This is a genomic window from Bacillus sp. 5RYD7K, from assembly GCF_059831465.1.
This window is the reverse complement of sequence record NZ_CP191200.1, coordinates 303,537-319,784: the sequence shown is the minus strand read 5'-3', so window position 1 is coordinate 319,784 and position 16,248 is coordinate 303,537. Positions and strand designations below refer to the sequence as shown.

Below are 16,248 nucleotides of genomic sequence, written 5' to 3'. Positions count from 1 at the left end.
TTCTCTAAGGTTTGAGTACAACTTTTATGCAATCATCTGTTTTCGTGTCAAACATCTCATAGCCGTGCTTCGCTTCACTAAGCGGAATGACATGGCTTACAACATCGCCCGGATCAATTTTGCCGGTTGATACCAGTTCAAACATATACGGCATATAATGGATAACCGGAGCTTGTCCTGATCGGATATTGACGTTTCGCTGCATGATATCGCCAAGAGGAAACCCGTTATATCTGCCGCCGTACACACCCGTAATCTGGATCGTTCCGCCTTTGCGCACCGCTTGGGAGGCAATAACTAAAGCGCTCATCGCCCCGCCTTGAAGTTTTAATCCGCTGGCGAGGAACTCCAGGTCAGTCATTTTTCCGTCCATGCCGACGGCGTCAATGACCACATCAGCGCCGCCTTTGGTGATTTCCTTCAGGTAGCTGCCCGTATTTTTGTGGTCTTCGAAGTTCACGATTTCCACTTTATTCGTCCGTTTCGCATGCTGGAGACGGTAGTTGACATAGTCTACAGCTATTACGCGTTTCGCTCCCTTTAACCAGCAGAATTTTTGAGCGAACAGACCCACAGGCCCGCAGCCGAGAACGATGACCGTATCGCCTGCTTTTACGCCGGCATTGTCAACGCTCCAAAAGCCGGTTGTCATTGCATCGGCAATAACACTCAGTTTCTCATCCGGTTCTTCGCATGTTTCGGGGACTTTAAAATGAGTAAAGTTCGCAAAAGGGACGCGTAAATATTCGGCCTGGCCGCCCGGATAGCCGCCGGTACTCCCTGAATAGCCGAAATAAGCGCCCATATCGCCGTTATCATTTGATTGATCACATTGGCTTTCCAGGTGATTTTTACAATAAGTGCATTCTCCGCAGGCGATATTAAAAGGAATAATGACACGGTCCCCTTTTTTGACTTTCGTCACGCCGGGGCCGACTTCTTCCACGATGCCCATCGGTTCATGCCCGATGATGTAGTCTTCCTGCAAGTTCGGGATGAGTCCGTGGATTAAATGTAAATCTGACCCGCAAATTGCCGTACTTGTGACTTTTATAATCATGTCATCGTGTTTTTCAATCTTCGGATCAGGCACGTCTTTGACGACGACGTTTTTAACTCCTTGATACGTTACGGCCTTCATGCTGTAATACCTCCAGTGTTAGTGTTCATCAGGTGTGCGGTCAAACATCCCTTTTCTATTTGTTTCAACGGGAAACAGATTCATGTTTCCGACCATGAGGGTATTTTTCGCAGAGAGCTGATCCAGTTTATACTGTTCGCTCAGATCATGCGGGTGAAACCACTTTTTGCTGACCATCAAGTCTGTAATTTCCTGATGCATCGCGATTCCTTGCATGAGCTGTTTGCGCAGCAAGGCTCTTACATCAGGTGAAGCAGTTTCTGTTAAAGCGACGGCGGTATTTCTGACGCCTTCTTTTGCCCGTAAAAGAAAATCCATTGCGAATGTCATATCTGCGAGTTCAGGGACGTGTAATGAATTGATTGGATCTAAATAGTCATGATTCAATGATGCTTACCTTCCTTTCAATTGATGATCGAAGTCGGCCGGTTTTGAGGAACAGGAGCCTGAAAAGGTGCACGTTCATAAACCGCCTGTAAATCAGCCAGGTCTTGAGAGGCTTGCTGCACGTCTTTTTCCATTAACGTTTTCAGGTCCTGATCAAACACAAGCCCTTGCATGAGCTTGGATTTCGCTACACAAAGCGTCTTGAAGTTAATCATTTCATGTAAGTCAAGCGACTCGTGAGCCGCTAATTCACGCTTTTCCATAATTATCGTTAAACCTCCTCTTCTCGATTACGTAATTAATTTCCCCTGAGAAAAGGACTTTATTCTTGCACATTTTGTTTATAAAAAAAGCAGAGAAGAAGTCTGACGGCACATCAAAAAAGAGGAAGCATAATCGCTTCCTCTTGTTCACATGGAATGGCTGTTGGTGCCATGAACGTTTTTCTGATGCGCGGGCGGTTTTGCCGCACGGGAGACGAGCCCGCTGAGCACGATGCCGATCAGAACGATCGTCAGTGCTTGAACAAGGCCGAATTCTTCACCGAGCAGTCCGAGAACGGGAGGGCCGACTAAGAAGGCGCAGTAGCCGACGAAGGAGATTGCTCCGACCCGTTTAACTGCTCCTTTTGGATCATCGCCGGCTGCGGAAAGGCCGACCGGGAAGCCGAGGGAGGCGCCGATCCCCCAAAGAAAGACACCGATTACGGCTGCTGTGAGGTTCCCGCTGAAAATCACAAGGGAAAGTCCGACGACACTGACGGCGGCGCAGAGACGAAGAACGGGCACGCGTCCGTATCGGTCTAAAAATGCCCCGCCAAAGATGCGGGCGATCAGCATAGCGGTGAGGAAGACGCCGTAAACCGCCGTGCCTTGCGCGTGCGTCACATGAAAACCATCCGTCATGGTGAGCGGAAGCCAGTCATTGGCCGATCCTTCTGCGAAAGCCATTCCGAGCACGATGAGCCCGATCAGCAGCGTGCGCGGCTCTGTCCAGACGTTTACCGGCTTTCCACTTGAGACTTCCTGCCGCCTTGAGACGGCATCTTCTTTCCCGGTGTCCTCCGGCAGAAACCGGAAGAAAGTAAAAATCAGGATAAACTCAATTCCGGCAATGAGCAGCAGGTGAACGAGCACGGGAACCTTGAATAAAATAGCCGCGGAGGCGAGGCCCGCGCCGATCAGTGTGCCGGCGCTGAACGAAGCGTGCAATGCGGGCATCATGGTTTTCCCGGCGGCGCGTTCAAGGGCGGAACCATCTGCATTAAGGGCCACTTCCGCAAGTCCGTAACCGAGCCCGAAGATGATCAGTCCGGCAAATACGATGCTTTTGAAGGCGGAAAAAACACCTGCGCTGATGACGAATATCCCGATAATGACAATCAGAACACTGATCAGAGCTACGAATCTGGTTCCCTTCCGTGAGATGACCCGGCTGGCGCTTAACAGGCCGATTAATGAGCCGCAGGCAAGCCCGAAAATAATCAACCCCATCACTGAAGTCGAGGCTTTCAGCGTTTCTCTGACTTCAGGCGTGCGGGAAATCCAGGATGAGAAAGCAAGTCCGGGCAGCGAAAAAATAATAAAAAGGGAAAGCTTCCATTTTTGAATGCCCTGTTTACTCATAAAATCAGTTCCCTCTCTGCCAAATGAAGCGGAAAACGCAGAGATGTTAATGTGATGGCAATCAATCCTTTTTGGTAATAGGGCTGAATGTCATCTATGAGAATCAGCTCGGGCATGTGTTCTTTCGGGACAAAAGCGGAGCAGGCTTCATAAACCTGTTCCATATCCAAGCCTTTTGATAATTCTCCGATAAATGCAATGGCCTGCGGGTTGATGATTGAAATGATGGCGCTTGTCATCTTTACAGCCAGTTCCGGAAAAGAATCCGGTGAATAGAGCTTTTCAAGCTGCTGCTGGCGTGTCGTTTCAAACGGAATATAAGAAATTTCTCCGGCGAATTGCGTATTGCCTTTGACTAAGCGCCCGTCTATGACGAAGCGCGCTCCCGGAGGATTGTCTTTGACAAATGAGGCCATGGCGATTGTTTTCGGGACGGAATACTGCTGGTCGCGATAAAAGCCGTATAAAGCATAATGCATCTCATTTTCTACATTGACTTTGACAGAATGTCTGGCTTCAAGTCTTTCCTGCATCGGGATATCACACAGCTCTTCAGTGTCACAAATGCCGATCACCCCGTGGCTGACCACACCCTGAACACCCATGCCGATCGCCTTTATATTGGGAAACCGGCTGATCCACTCGTCAGTAAGCCGTTCGATAACTTCATAATTGATGATCTCATAATAACAGCTGTCTTTTTCAACATAGTCACCGTGCCAATCTGCCAGTGCAATGTCAATCGAATGGATGCCGCCTTCTGTTTTAACGGATATGCCGAGAACCAAATGGCTGTCCGCATTTAACGTAAACTGCCTTGCTTTTCTTCCCCCGGTTGAGGCACTCGGCCCCGATTCCATTACTTCGCCGCGTTCTTTTAATTCATGTAAAATGTTTCCGCACGTGGCCGCACTGAGCCCTGTTTGTTTAGAGAGAAAGGAAATAGTAGCCGCATCTGTTTTCTGCAGCACTTCAATGATGGTTTCTTCATTTGTTTTCTTTACGATGGAAGTATTATTGATGTTGTTCGCCATGCTCGGCACCCCTTTATTAAACACTTTTTATAAGACTTATTAAAAGTAGTTTAAAATATGATTTCCGTATCAGTCAAGTCGATGAAAGAGATGAATGGAAGGTTTTCAATCGCCGGGCAGATAGGGTATCCTTGCAATACGGTGATGAAAGAATGGAGGCGCGAAAAATGAGTTCTGATAACAAAATCTATTATGAACGCGGAACGGAAGAGTTGAGGAAGAAAAACATCCGGGCGCATAAGCTTGTCCGGGAATTAAACGATACCGATCCGGAAGCGTATGAAAAAAAAGAAGCGATTATCAAAGAATTGTTCGGGACAGCAGGGGAGAAACCGAGTATCGAGCATAACTTTCATTGTGATATCGGAACCAATATTCATGTCGGCGATCATTTTTATGCCGGCTATAATTGCACCATTTTAGATATGGCTGAAGTGCGGATAGGCGATAACTGCATGATAGGGCCGAATGTCGGGATCTACACAGCCGGACATTCTCTGCAGCCGGAAGGAAGAAATAAAAGCGGGTACGGCATACCGATTACGATCGGCAGTAATGTATGGATCGGGGGCAGCTGTGTCATCTTAGCAGGTGTCACCATCGGCGATCATTCCGTGATTGCGGCCGGAGCAGTTGTTACGAAAGACGTCCCGCCAAATTCCGTCATGGCCGGAAACCCGGGAAAGGTCATAAAAAAGATATGAACAAAAGCTGCTTGCGAACAATCCCGCAGGCTGTTTTTTCTTTCACCCGTTATGCAGGACAGAAGGGGAAGGTGAGAAGCAGGGACTTATGGTATGATGACAAATAGAATAAAATCTCGTGAGGCCGTCGGCTAAAAGGAAGTGGACAGAGATTGTTTGGTACAAAACATCAAGAAGACTATTTCTCCCGTGACAGACGCTCATTGCATATGCTCGCGTTTCGGGTGCCCGGTCTGGCGTTTATTTTTATGGTATATGCCGCATCAGTCTCTTTGCAGTACATTTATGAAAGCTGGACGGTTTTTTTGCTGCTGTTATTTACGATATTGATCGTCACTTTTGCCGTGCTGCACTGGCATTCCTATCGCTGGGTCAAGAGAAAAACGTTTCTTTATTTCATCATACAGGGATTCATCATATATACAGCGGCTAACTTGATGGCCGGCGGCTATATCGCGGTGGTCGTCGGTCTCTATGCCTTTTTAATCGGGCAGATTATCGGAATGACGGAAAAGGGCAAAACGCTGCTCATACTCTATCTTTTCATTTTAATGTCCATAACAGCCTTGCACGAGGAGCATCCGCATCATCTGCTTCGTTTCATCGTTATCGCCGCTCCCATTATGATTGTGATTATCACGTATGCGGCAACGTTTTTCGCGCAAGTTGATGAAAAAATAAAAACACAGATGACGCTTGAAAAATTAGAGCTCGCTCACCGGCAAGTGAAACAGCTGACGCTTCAAAACGAAAGGCAACGGATGGCGAGGGACTTGCACGATACGCTTGCCCAAGGATTGGTCAGCTTGCATATGCAGCTTGAAGCGGTGCAAGTTCATCTTTCGAAAGATAACACTGACAGAGCGAAAGACATCATCAGCCAGTCAATGAAAAGAGTGAAGGGCACATTGGCTGATGCGCGCTCGGCCATTGATAACCTTCGCAGCAAATCAGAAGAGATCGGATTTTTAGAAGAAAGCATCACTGAACAAATCAACCATTTTACAGAAGCCTCCGGGCTGTCTTGTTTTTTAGAGTACAGCGTGCATCATGTGCTTGACGTTCATATGGCGGAGAACTGTCATTATATGATCGGAGAAGGCCTGACAAACGCCGCCAAGCATGCGGAAGCAGATAACGTCTGGGTATCCGTTCGGGAAGAAGAGGGACAGATCCGCATAACCGTCAAAGATGACGGGAAAGGCTTTGATGCCGGAACAGAAATGAGAAAAAGCGGACATTACGGGCTGCTTGGGATACAAGAACGTGTCAATATGATGAACGGCACCTGCCGTATAACAAGCGCCAGATCAGCGGGAACTCAAATTGAAATCATCATACCAATTCAAGGAGAGGCGGAACATGTATAAAGTGTTAATAGCTGATGACCATCTTGTCGTCAGAGAAGGTCTGAAGCTTTTGATTGAAACAAATGACCATTACACCATAACGGGAGAAGCGGAAAACGGGAAAACCGCCGTCCGCCTCGCAACGGAACTAAAGCCCGATGTCATCCTCATGGATCTGTACATGCCGGAAATGAGCGGGCTGGAAGCCATTAAACAGATAAAAGGGCATTCTGATGTGCCGATCATTATTTTGACGACCTATAATGAAGATCATCTGATGATAGAAGGCATCGAATCAGGCGCGAACGGTTATCTGCTGAAAGACACAAGCTCAGAAACCTTATTTCATACGATGGATGCGGCAGTCAGGGGAGAAGTGCTTCTGCAGCCGGACATCTTGCAGCGTTTCCGGAAAATGAAAATGGAACGGGCAAATGCCAATGAAACACAGCTGACGGAAAAGGAAATCACAGTTCTGGAAGCCGTTGCGAAAGGGCATAAAAGCAAAGCGATCGCCTTTGATTTAGGAATCTCTGAGCGGACGGTAAAAGCAAGATTAACATCGATTTATAACAAATTAGGAGCGGATTCGCGGACTGAAGCCGTCACCATTGCCATGCAAAAAGGCATTTTGAAACTGAACATATAATGAAAAACTGCCCAAACGTACATGCCCCTATGTACGTTTTTTTTATGTGAATGTGAACTACAATTAGGCAGAAAGTAATGATTGGAGAGGAGTATTCGATGTCTGGATTTTTATATAAATTAGGGGGATGGTCTGCCCGCAACCGATTAAAAATGATCAGTGCGTGGCTTGTGATACTGATCGCTTCGGCTGTGATCGCCATCTCGTTAAAACCTGCTTTTTCTGAGGATATGTCAATACCCGACACACCTTCTGAAAAGGCAATGGATATCATTCAAAAAGAATTTTCAAAGGGCCCTGATAAAGGAAGCATACGGGTTATTTTCGGTGCTGAAGATGGGAAAAAACTGACTTCAAAATCGGAAAAACAAGCGATCGAAGATTCTTTAAAGAAGATCAAAACAGATCATTCAATCGCCTCAATTGCAAGTCCTTTTGAGACAGGAACCATTTCTAAAGACGGGTCAGTAGCATATGCCGATATTACGTACAAAAAAGCGGCGGATGACATTTCGGCCGCGTCTGTTTCACATATTAAACACAGTCTGTCTGCCGCAGGAGACAAGGGCCTGCAGACGGAGCTCAGCGGTGATGTGCCGGGGGCCGGTGTTGAAGTCGGCGGTGTATCAGAAATTATCGGCATTGTGCTGGCATTCGTCGTACTGGCTATTACGTTTGGTTCATTAGTCATAGCGGGACTGCCGATTGTCACGGCCCTGATTGGGTTAGGCGTAAGCGTCGTGCTGACGTTAATTGGGACACAGTTCTTTACGATAGCCTCAGTCAGTCTCTCATTATCCGGCATGATCGGACTGGCCGTCGGGATTGATTATGCGCTGTTTATCTTTACGAAGCATCGTCAGTTTTTGGGCGAAGGTGTACAAAAAAATGAATCGATCGCTAAAGCTGCGGGAACGGCTGGCAGCGCCGTCGTTTTTGCCGGACTGACTGTGATCGTGGCGCTTTGCGGATTAACTGTTGTCGGCATTCCGTTCATGTCTGCGATGGGGCTGACTGCGGCACTCAGTGTGCTGATGGCTGTATTGGCTTCTGTTACGCTGGTGCCCGCAGTGTTATCGGTCGCAGGAAAACGGATGATTCCGAAATCAAATAAGAAGAAAGAAAAGAAAAGCGCCGACACGAATGCCTGGGGGCGCTTCGTGACAAAGAGGCCTATTCTGTTAAGCATTTTCAGTATTATTCTCTTAGCCGTCATCAGTCTGCCGGCCATGCATTTAGAGCTGGGGCTGCCTGATGCGGGAATGAAAGCGAAAGACAGTCCGGATCGCCGCGCCTATGATCTTTTGTCTAAAGGATTCGGCGAAGGCTTTAACGGCAAGCTGACAATTGTTGCCGATGCAAAAGATGTCAAGGGCAATAAAAATGAAGCATTCCAAGACGCCGTGAATGAAATGAAGGACTTGCATAATGTGGCGAGCGTCACCCCTGCCATGCCGAACGAAAAAGGGGACTATGCCATTATTACGGCAGTGCCTGAAACCGGGCCGAATGATAAGGCAACGAAAGAGTTAGTGCAGGATATACGAAAACTATCAGACAAAAACGGTATCCGCCTGCTCGTCACCGGATCAACCGCGGTGAACATTGATATTTCAGACCGGTTAAACGATGCGATTCCGGAATTCGCCATTCTCATTGTCGGATTTGCGTTTGTATTGCTGACCGTTGTTTTCCGTTCTCTTCTCGTGCCGCTGGTTGCCGTTCTTGGCTTTTTGCTGACGATGACTGCTACACTCGGATTATCGGTATTCGTCCTGCAGGATGGGAATTTCACAGGCATGCTGAGCATTCCGGAAAAAGGACCGATTCTCGCCTTCCTGCCTATTTTGGCGATCGGTATTCTTTTCGGACTGGCGATGGATTATCAAGTATTCCTTGTCAGCAGAATGAGAGAAGAATATGTCAAAACAAAACATCCGGTACAAGCCATCCATGCCGGATTGAAGCATAGCGGGCCTGTCGTAACAGCGGCGGGACTGATCATGATTTTCGTCTTTGCGGGATTCATCTTCGCAGGGGACTCTACGATCAAATCCATGGGATTGGCAATGACATTCGGTGTTCTTTTCGATGCGTTCATTGTAAGAATGACCATCATTCCGAGTGTCATGAAGCTGATGGGACATGCGGCCTGGTACTTGCCGAAGCGGCTGGATAAGATCATTCCGAACGTGGATATCGAAGGCCATAAGCTGACACAAAGCAAAACGCCGGAGAAACCGGAAGAATAAAATGAAAAAGCAGATCATGATGATCTGCTTTTTTTATGTGCTGACCGCATCCATAAAAAGAGAAAAAAGCTTTTTCATATCTTCATGTTTTTTTGTCAGCATTTCAGGATGCCATTGCACGCCGACGACAAATAATTCACCCGTCCGTTCAATCGCTTCAATGGCCCCGTCTTTTGCATAAGCCGCGGCCTTAAACGATGGCGCTGTCTCTTTTATGATTTGGTGATGGAACGAGTTCACAAGCGTTGAATCGCCAAACAAGGAATGAAGACGGCTTCCTTTTTCAAAAGAAACATGATGGGTTCTTAACGGGGGATCTTTTTCTTGATCGTGCTTAATTTCAGCAAACGACGCATGTGTCAGATCCTGATATAAAGTCCCCCCGAAAGTGACGTTTAACATATGCATCCCCCGGCAGATTGCCAGTATCGGCTTCTCCAAAGCAATCGCCGTTTGGATCAGCTCCTTCTCATAGGCGTCCCGGTCAGGAAAGGTCTTTCTTAAAGCCTGTAAAGGTTCTTCACCGTACATCAGCGGGTCTATATCCTGGCCGCCGGACAGAATAATGCCGTCAACATGAGAGACCTGTTCCTTTAAAAGCTCAGTTTCTTGAATCACCGGCAATATAAACGGCACACCGCCGGCCTCGGCAGCAGACTGAATATAATCATTGTTGACATACGCCCGATTATAACCCGGGAAAGGACCGGATTGATCAGCCATAATGTTTCCCGTAATACCAATGCGCTTGGCCATTCTTCGTTCACCTGAACCTTTCTTTCTGAGCCTGCTCATAACAAATCTGAACGTAGGTTGTACAAATCAGTTTGAAATTATTCTCTTTATACGTAAACTTTCTAAAACAAAACCCGTGACAATAATCACGGGTTTTTACATTCATTTCAATTTCTTGATCTCTTCCGTCAGCTCTTTGAATTTTTGGTCAAGCTCACGATATTGTTTATCAGCCGGAGTCATGAAGCTGAGCTTACCGAGGACTTCCTGCCGTTCGGTTTCAAGCTTTAACCGCAGCTCTTCAATATCATCTCTGGCGGCGGGGGATTCTTTCCATTGTTTTTGGATGCTGCCGTTCGTGATATCAAGCCGGATGTCTGTCGTCTTTTCGAGGAAGTAGCGATCATGCGATACGATGATGAGCGTACCGTCGTATTGAGCCAATGTGTCTTCAAGCTGCTCGCGTGACGGCAGGTCAAGGTGGTTTGTCGGTTCATCCAGAATCAGCACATCTTTCTCCTCCAGAATAAACGCCATCAGCTTGCATTTGACCCGCTCTCCCATGCTCATCTTGCCGATGGGTTCCGTCCATTGCGCTGCGGTAAATCCTAAATGCTTCATGAGAGATTGAACATTTCCCCTTGCTTCGAACGTTTCTTTGTAAAAAAGCTGTTCGGGGGTTTTATCAAGCGGGAGGTCGAATACTTCCTGCGTTAAATATCCGACGTTTGCAGACGGAGATATCCATATGCTTCCCTGCGCTTTTTCCTCACCGAGGATGACCTTCAATAATGTTGTTTTCCCGCTCCCGTTCGGGCCTGTAATGGCAATCTTTTCGCTGTGCATCACAGTGAAATTCACGTTTTTGAACAGCGTTCGGCCGTCATACGATTTTGTGAGATCACGTACTTCTAAAAAACGTTTTCCCGCTTTTTTGCGGTGCTCAATGGAAAAACGGACTTCATACTCCGCCTCCACCGGTTCTGCTTTCGCTTTTTCAAGCTCTTTTTCAAGACGCTTCCGTTTTGATTTAATCTGGGCGTCCGTACGCTTTGCTTTTACGCGATGGTATTCTTTAAAGCCTTCTATTTTCGTTGACTGGGCATGGGCTTTTGCTGACCAGGCGCTCAGCTCGTTCATTTGAGCTTCAATCCGTCTGATCATATTCTGCTGATTCTCATATTCCCGCTGCTGTGTCAGTCTTCTCTGTTTGCGGACCTCCATATAGCTTGAATAATTCCCTTTATGTTCAATGAGTTTCTTTCCTTCGATCGACCAGATTTTTGTCGCCGCCGCATCCAAAAATGCACGGTCATGTGAGACGAAAATAATGGTGCCTTTATAGTTCTTGATCTGTTTTTGCAATAGGTCTAAACTGTGCTGATCGAGGTGGTTCGTCGGTTCATCTAATAACAAAAGACCGCTCGAAGAGGAGAATCCTTTGGCAAGCCGGGCTTTCAGTTTTTCTCCGCCGCTTAATTGTGAAAAGGCGCGGGCGGGCACGTTCCATTTTTCTAACAGGGCTGCTTCGGCAAGCTCCGGGTGGCCGGAATCATAAGCTTCCGTTTCTTGTTCGACCATATATATGTGCATATCTTGCAGCACCTGAATCTGTCCTTGTGACGGCGCTGTTTTATTACAGATCAATTGCAGCAATAAAGATTTACCGGCGCCGTTTTTGCCGATAACGCCGATGATGTCGCCCTGCTGAACGCTTGCGCTGATCTGTTCAAAAAGGGGCACACTGTTGATTTCATAACTGATGCCGCTTAATTTTAATATTTCTTTCATATGTCAATCCCTCGCTTTAAAGGGAGGACAAAAAAATCCTCCCAATTGATTTGGAAGGATTAGCCGTACCTGTACATGATCAAATAAGCTATTTTCACATAGCTTTTGTATCGTATAGAAAATGGGCAGACTAATCCTATTTTTTCTGATTTGAAATATTTGATTTCAAACGGTCAAAATAAGATTAGTTAATCATTGTCCACCCATCGTCCCTTCGTATTTGTTACAAACAGTGTAGCACACACTTACCTGTAAGAGCAAAGGGTATTCGCCTTTTTATTCCAGATTCGAGGCTTCCCGCTCTTCTTCTAACACGGCATAATAATATTCATCCCACCAGTCATTTTCATGGGGGATGCATTTTTTAAAAAAGCCTTCCCGTCTCATTCCGATCTTTTCCATCACCCGGTGCGAAGCCGTATTTTCCGGCTGGCATGTCGCAATGATCCGATGCAATTTCATCTCGTTAAACCCGAATGCCAGCACGGCGCGTGCAGCCTCTGAAGCATATCCTTTGCCCTGATATTCCGGGTGAAACACCCAGCCGATTTCATACGTATGGTTGCCAAAATACTGAAAAAAAGCAATGTGGCCAATGACCGTTTTTTCATCCTTCAATAAAACGGGATACTTTTCAGCACGTTCACCGCTGTTTTCAATAACGAATTTCTTGGCGTCTTCTTCGGAAAAGACGCCCTCCGGTATATACTTCATGACCTCCGGATTTGACGTGTACTCATAAACGTCTTGCCAATCTTCCCGTTCAAATGTCCGGATCACGAGCCTGTCGGTTTTGATCTTCATTTTACATTCTCCCATCCAAAAGGTTTCATCCTATACTTCGATCGAAAAGATGCAAAAACCTTTGAGCGGGGAAGGGCGATATAAAAAGCCTGCAGCTACTACACTGCAGGCGGTTATTTCTCATTCGCGGCGGCAGGCAGGTTAGTAAAACCGAATTGCCCTCCGACAGCTTCTTTTACTTCATGAATAACGATAAATGATTTCGGATCAATTTTTTGAACGTGTTTTTTGATTTTCAGCAATTCGTTCTTTTTAATGACGACATAGATAATGCGCTTGTCTTTGCTTCCGTAATACCCGTATCCGTAAAAAATCGTCGCCGCGTTGCCGTATTCGGACGTGATGGCTTTGGCGATCTCTTCGTATTGGTCAGACATAATGGTGAGAGCTTTTTTATTATGGAAACCTTCAATGACAATATCGACGATTTTGGCACACAGATAAACGAATATAAACGTATACAGCATATGATTGATGCCGATCGCTAGAACGGACGCGAAAATAATGACGCAATCCATATAAAACATGCTTTTGGAGATGTTAAAGCCCTTTGTGTAGTTCAATAAATACGCCAAAAGCGTGGTTCCGCCGGTAGATCCGTCAGCGATAAAGATCAATGCCAGCCCCGCTCCCATCAGCAGAGCGCCGAATACAATCCCGAGCACCATGTCGTGCACGCCGAATGGAATAAAGCTGACGATACTGAGAAAAACAGAAGTCATTCCCGTGCCGAGTATCGTATATAAAATTGTCCTTTTCGTTAAAAATTTATAAGCCAGCCCGATAAAAATCAAATTTACAACCAGAGTTGTAATGCTTGCAGGTATATGGAAAAGATAATATAAAACGAGAGCGATTCCCACGGTGCTGCCGTCCCCCAGATGATTCGGGATGACGAAAAATTCCACGGATGCCGCGATAAGAAAGGCTCCGGCCATAATCATCAGTATATCCTTGCAAATATTCTTCATGTGCAAACCTCCTCTGCAGTCCAAAATATATACAAAACAAAAACGCCTCAAAAATTATCCAGCAGAACTAAATAATTTTTAAGACGAATCATTCACAATCTCGTTTGTTCATTCAATAAAGAATGATCAGCTTCAATATCGAAGATTATATAGACACCTTCACATCTTGTCAATGACGTAAAATTGAATTTTCTATTGTATATATGAGGTTTGAATGAAATAAAAACAAGGAATTATATCAGAAGAGCTTTTATTTCTAAACTATTGATTAGAGAAATGAAAAAAGCAACAAAGAAGGGATGAGAACATTGGAACGAATTTTTATCAGTCCGGCTAAATATGTGCAGGGAAAAAACGCAATTGAAACGATCGGCGGACACCTTGAGGGCGTTGGTGAAAAAGCCATCGTCATTGCGGACAAAACCGTATGGGATATCGCGGGTCACAAAGTGACGGCTGAATTAAAGAAAAGCAGCATTTCGGCTGAAGAGGCGGTTTTCAACGGGGAAGCCTCCAAGGAAGAAATGAAAAGAATTGCGGGCATCGCAGAGAAAGCGGGCGCATCCATTGTAATCGGAGTCGGCGGCGGTAAAACGCTTGATACGGCCAAAGCGGTATCAGATGAAATAAACGGCTACACCGTTATCGTGCCGACGGCCGCTTCGACGGATGCCCCGACAAGCGGGCTGTCTGTCGTGTATTCTGAACAAGGCGCGTTTGAAAATTATCGTTTCTATCATAAGAATCCTGATCTGGTTCTGGTCGATACGAAAATCGTCGCAGAAGCTCCGCCGCGCTTTTTAGCATCAGGGATTGCCGATGCGATGGCGACGTGGATAGAGGCGCGCAGTGTCATCGCCAGCGGCGGTAAAACGATGGCAGGCGGAATTCCCACAATTGCCGGGGAAGCTATCGCGGAAAAATGTGAGGAAGTTCTGTTCAAATACGGCCGTCTCGCCTATGAGTCTGTGAAAGCGAAAGTCGTCACTCCTCCATTAGAAGCGGTAGTTGAAGCGAATACACTTCTGAGCGGACTGGGATTTGAAAGCGGCGGCTTGGCTGCGGCGCATGCCATTCACAACGGCTTCACCGCGCTTGAAGGAGAAATCCATCACTTAACCCATGGTGAAAAAGTGGCATTCGGCACGCTCGTTCAGTTGGCGCTGGAAAAACGTTCGCTTGAAGAAATTGAGCGGTATATCGCGTTTTATATCAGCTTGGGACTGCCTGTCACACTTGAAGACATCAAATTAAAAGACGCTTCGAAAGAGGATATTATGAAAGTGGCAGAAGCCGCGACGATTGAGGAAGAAACGATTCATGCCGCTTTTGATGTGACGGCTGACGACGTGGCGGATGCTATCATAGCGGCCGACCAGTACGCAAAAGCGTTTAAAGAAAAGCATGCGTAAACATTTTCATCGCGCGAGTTGAAACCAAGGGCTGTGACGGCTCTTGGTTTTTTTATGTCTTTTTGCCCCGCTTGAAAACTTTTAAAAATAAAGAAAAAATTATGATACAATATACAAATGTTTTGAGAGACTAACAAAGGAAAGGTGGGAACGATATGCTGCATAATCCGACCGGCAAGGAGCGGCTTGCGCTGGCTTTTCTTCTCGGCATGCTTGCGATACTGGGGCCGCTGAATATAGATATGTATCTGCCGAGTTTCCCTGAAATCGCTGAAGATTTAAGCGCCCGCGCATCGCTTGTCCAGCTCAGTTTAACCGCATGTCTGATCGGACTGACAATCGGACAGGTTGTTGTCGGCCCGTTAAGTGACGCGAAGGGAAGAAGAAAACCGTTATTACTATGTATTTTTTTATTTGCTTTGTTTTCTCTGTTTTGCGCGCTTGCACCGAACATTACTACATTAGTGATTGCCCGTTTTCTTCAAGGCTTCACCGCTTCGGCGGGGCTCGTTCTGTCCCGTGCGATCGTCAGAGATGTGTTTACGGGAAGAGAGCTTTCTAAGTTTTTCTCGCTGCTGATGGTCATTACCGCCGTCGCGCCGATGGTGGCGCCGATGACGGGAGGCGCGATTTTACTGCTCCCGTTTGCATCATGGCATACGATTTTTCTCTTTTTAACCTTTATCGGGTTTTTGCTTGTTCTCATTATTGCGCTTAAGCTGACAGAAACCCTGCCGCCGGAAAAGCGGATTCCGAGTTCCGTCGGAAATTCCGTGCGGACAATGGGAAGCCTGCTGAAAGACCGGTCATTTATCGGCTATGCGCTGACGGTCGGCTTTATTCACGGCGGGAGCTTTGCGTATGTTTCCGGGACGCCTTTTGTGTATCAGGATATTTACGGAGTATCGCCGCAGGTATTCAGTATTTTATTCGGCATTAACGGTCTGGCGATCATTTCCGGAAGTTTTATCATCGGGCGTTTCGGAGGAATCATTCATGAAAAAAGCCTGCTGAGAATCGGCGTGATTACAGCGATGACGGCGACTGCCGTTCTGCTCGTCATGACGATCATTCACGGGCCGCTGGCGGCACTGGTGATTTCAATTTTTATTTATATGATTACGATCGGCATGACGCTGACAAGCACCTTTACATTGGCGATGGAAAAGCAGGGACACCGCGCGGGAAGCGCAAGCGCACTGCTCGGCATGCTCCCGCTTCTTCTCGGTTCCATCGTGTCGCCGCTTGTGGGAATGAATGAAGCGACGGCCGTCCCGATGGGGGCGATTATGTTTACGACATCCGTTATCGGTTCCATCGCTTTTTTCACCTTAACAACTAAACCGGAGAAAGCAAAAAAGGAGTGAAATGATTCACTCCTTTTTTTGTTCCCG

General features: G+C 46.7%; 15 protein-coding genes. 6 read left to right on the top strand and 9 right to left on the bottom strand.

Annotation, left to right across the window (positions count from 1 at the left end; translation table 11 throughout):
* Positions 1–4: 4 nt before the first annotated feature.
* From ACQE26_RS01490 to ACQE26_RS01470, 5 genes are all read right to left on the bottom strand, one after another.
* Positions 5–1,141: a zinc-dependent alcohol dehydrogenase gene (locus ACQE26_RS01490; RefSeq protein WP_016937106.1), complete on the bottom strand. Its 1,137-nt coding sequence runs from the start codon at positions 1,139–1,141 to the stop codon at positions 5–7.
* A gap of 18 nt (positions 1,142–1,159) precedes the next feature.
* The gene (locus ACQE26_RS01485) at positions 1,160–1,528 is read right to left on the bottom strand and encodes a spore coat protein (protein WP_070081429.1); all 369 of its coding nucleotides are present in this window, start codon (positions 1,526–1,528) and stop codon (positions 1,160–1,162) included.
* Between the two features lie 17 nt (positions 1,529–1,545).
* On the bottom strand, positions 1,546–1,791 hold the full coding sequence (locus ACQE26_RS01480) for a hypothetical protein (RefSeq protein ID WP_060963473.1): 246 nt from the start codon (positions 1,789–1,791) through the stop codon (positions 1,546–1,548).
* 147 nt (positions 1,792–1,938) lie between these two features.
* The gene (locus tag ACQE26_RS01475; protein ID WP_500470463.1) at positions 1,939–3,153 is read right to left on the bottom strand and encodes an MFS transporter; all 1,215 of its coding nucleotides are present in this window, start codon (positions 3,151–3,153) and stop codon (positions 1,939–1,941) included.
* Positions 3,150–4,187 (bottom strand): ROK family protein, encoded by a 1,038-nt coding sequence (locus ACQE26_RS01470; protein WP_500470461.1) that lies wholly within the window; start codon positions 4,185–4,187, stop codon positions 3,150–3,152. The genes ACQE26_RS01475 and ACQE26_RS01470 overlap by 4 nt, the downstream gene beginning before the upstream one ends.
* A 167-nt stretch (positions 4,188–4,354) precedes the next feature.
* On the opposite strand from ACQE26_RS01470, the gene ACQE26_RS01465 reads away from it, so the two are divergent.
* The 4 genes from ACQE26_RS01465 to ACQE26_RS01450 all read left to right on the top strand — a co-directional run bounded on the left by ACQE26_RS01465 (position 4,355) and on the right by ACQE26_RS01450 (position 9,141).
* On the top strand, positions 4,355–4,891 hold the full coding sequence (locus ACQE26_RS01465) for a sugar O-acetyltransferase (protein ID WP_060963470.1): 537 nt from the start codon (positions 4,355–4,357) through the stop codon (positions 4,889–4,891).
* A 152-nt stretch (positions 4,892–5,043) separates the two neighbouring features.
* On the top strand, positions 5,044–6,261 hold the full coding sequence (locus ACQE26_RS01460; protein ID WP_500470460.1) for a sensor histidine kinase: 1,218 nt from the start codon (positions 5,044–5,046) through the stop codon (positions 6,259–6,261).
* The gene (ydfI, locus tag ACQE26_RS01455) at positions 6,254–6,889 is read left to right on the top strand and encodes a two-component system response regulator YdfI (RefSeq protein WP_500470459.1); all 636 of its coding nucleotides are present in this window, start codon (positions 6,254–6,256) and stop codon (positions 6,887–6,889) included. Before ACQE26_RS01460 ends, ydfI begins: the two co-directional genes overlap by 8 nt.
* 98 nt (positions 6,890–6,987) lie before the next feature.
* Entirely contained in the window at positions 6,988–9,141 is a 2,154-nt protein-coding gene (locus ACQE26_RS01450) for an MMPL family transporter (protein WP_500470458.1), read from the top strand.
* Positions 9,142–9,174: 33 nt separating this feature from the next.
* Here ACQE26_RS01450 and ACQE26_RS01445 read toward each other — a convergent pair whose 3' ends face one another.
* The 4 genes from ACQE26_RS01445 to ACQE26_RS01430 all read right to left on the bottom strand — a co-directional run bounded on the left by ACQE26_RS01445 (position 9,175) and on the right by ACQE26_RS01430 (position 13,442).
* A complete protein-coding gene (locus ACQE26_RS01445; protein ID WP_500470457.1) occupies positions 9,175–9,897 on the bottom strand; it encodes a gamma-glutamyl-gamma-aminobutyrate hydrolase family protein in 723 nt (240 codons plus the stop codon).
* Positions 9,898–10,038: 141 nt separating this feature from the next.
* Complete coding sequence (gene abc-f / locus ACQE26_RS01440; RefSeq protein ID WP_500470455.1) at positions 10,039–11,667, bottom strand: ribosomal protection-like ABC-F family protein; 1,629 nt, start codon at positions 11,665–11,667, stop codon at positions 10,039–10,041.
* Between the two features lie 276 nt (positions 11,668–11,943).
* Positions 11,944–12,471, bottom strand: coding sequence for a GNAT family N-acetyltransferase (locus tag ACQE26_RS01435; RefSeq protein ID WP_438421298.1), 528 nt, complete (start codon positions 12,469–12,471; stop codon positions 11,944–11,946).
* Between the two features lie 113 nt (positions 12,472–12,584).
* Positions 12,585–13,442, bottom strand: a complete 858-nt coding sequence (locus ACQE26_RS01430; protein ID WP_438421299.1) for a YitT family protein — start codon at positions 13,440–13,442, stop codon at positions 12,585–12,587.
* Between the two features lie 299 nt (positions 13,443–13,741).
* Between ACQE26_RS01430 and ACQE26_RS01425 the strand changes: the two genes are divergently transcribed.
* Together ACQE26_RS01425 and ACQE26_RS01420 are read left to right on the top strand one after the other, a co-directional pair.
* On the top strand, positions 13,742–14,854 hold the full coding sequence (locus tag ACQE26_RS01425; protein ID WP_500470454.1) for a glycerol dehydrogenase: 1,113 nt from the start codon (positions 13,742–13,744) through the stop codon (positions 14,852–14,854).
* 155 nt (positions 14,855–15,009) lie between these two features.
* A complete protein-coding gene (locus tag ACQE26_RS01420) occupies positions 15,010–16,221 on the top strand; it encodes a Bcr/CflA family efflux MFS transporter (protein ID WP_060963462.1) in 1,212 nt (403 codons plus the stop codon).
* Positions 16,222–16,248 lie beyond the last annotated feature (27 nt).

What these genes read in the sequence shown, in the direction of transcription:
- ACQE26_RS01490 (WP_016937106.1), bottom strand. Translation starts at nt 1,141, where the DNA reads ATGAAGGCCGTAACGTATCAAGGAGTTAAAAACGTCGTCGTCAAAGAC.
- ACQE26_RS01480 (WP_060963473.1), bottom strand. Translation starts at nt 1,791, where the DNA reads ATGGAAAAGCGTGAATTAGCGGCTCACGAGTCGCTTGACTTACATGAA.
- ACQE26_RS01475 (WP_500470463.1), bottom strand. Translation starts at nt 3,153, where the DNA reads ATGAGTAAACAGGGCATTCAAAAATGGAAGCTTTCCCTTTTTATTATT.
- ACQE26_RS01470 (WP_500470461.1), bottom strand. Translation starts at nt 4,187, where the DNA reads ATGGCGAACAACATCAATAATACTTCCATCGTAAAGAAAACAAATGAA.
- ACQE26_RS01465 (WP_060963470.1), top strand. Translation starts at nt 4,355, where the DNA reads ATGAGTTCTGATAACAAAATCTATTATGAACGCGGAACGGAAGAGTTG.
- ydfI (WP_500470459.1), top strand. Translation starts at nt 6,254, where the DNA reads ATGTATAAAGTGTTAATAGCTGATGACCATCTTGTCGTCAGAGAAGGT.
- ACQE26_RS01450 (WP_500470458.1), top strand. Translation starts at nt 6,988, where the DNA reads ATGTCTGGATTTTTATATAAATTAGGGGGATGGTCTGCCCGCAACCGA.
- ACQE26_RS01445 (WP_500470457.1), bottom strand. Translation starts at nt 9,897, where the DNA reads ATGGCCAAGCGCATTGGTATTACGGGAAACATTATGGCTGATCAATCC.
- abc-f (WP_500470455.1), bottom strand. Translation starts at nt 11,667, where the DNA reads ATGAAAGAAATATTAAAATTAAGCGGCATCAGTTATGAAATCAACAGT.
- ACQE26_RS01435 (WP_438421298.1), bottom strand. Translation starts at nt 12,471, where the DNA reads ATGAAGATCAAAACCGACAGGCTCGTGATCCGGACATTTGAACGGGAA.
- ACQE26_RS01430 (WP_438421299.1), bottom strand. Translation starts at nt 13,442, where the DNA reads ATGAAGAATATTTGCAAGGATATACTGATGATTATGGCCGGAGCCTTT.
- ACQE26_RS01425 (WP_500470454.1), top strand. Translation starts at nt 13,742, where the DNA reads ATGAGAACATTGGAACGAATTTTTATCAGTCCGGCTAAATATGTGCAG.
- ACQE26_RS01420 (WP_060963462.1), top strand. Translation starts at nt 15,010, where the DNA reads ATGCTGCATAATCCGACCGGCAAGGAGCGGCTTGCGCTGGCTTTTCTT.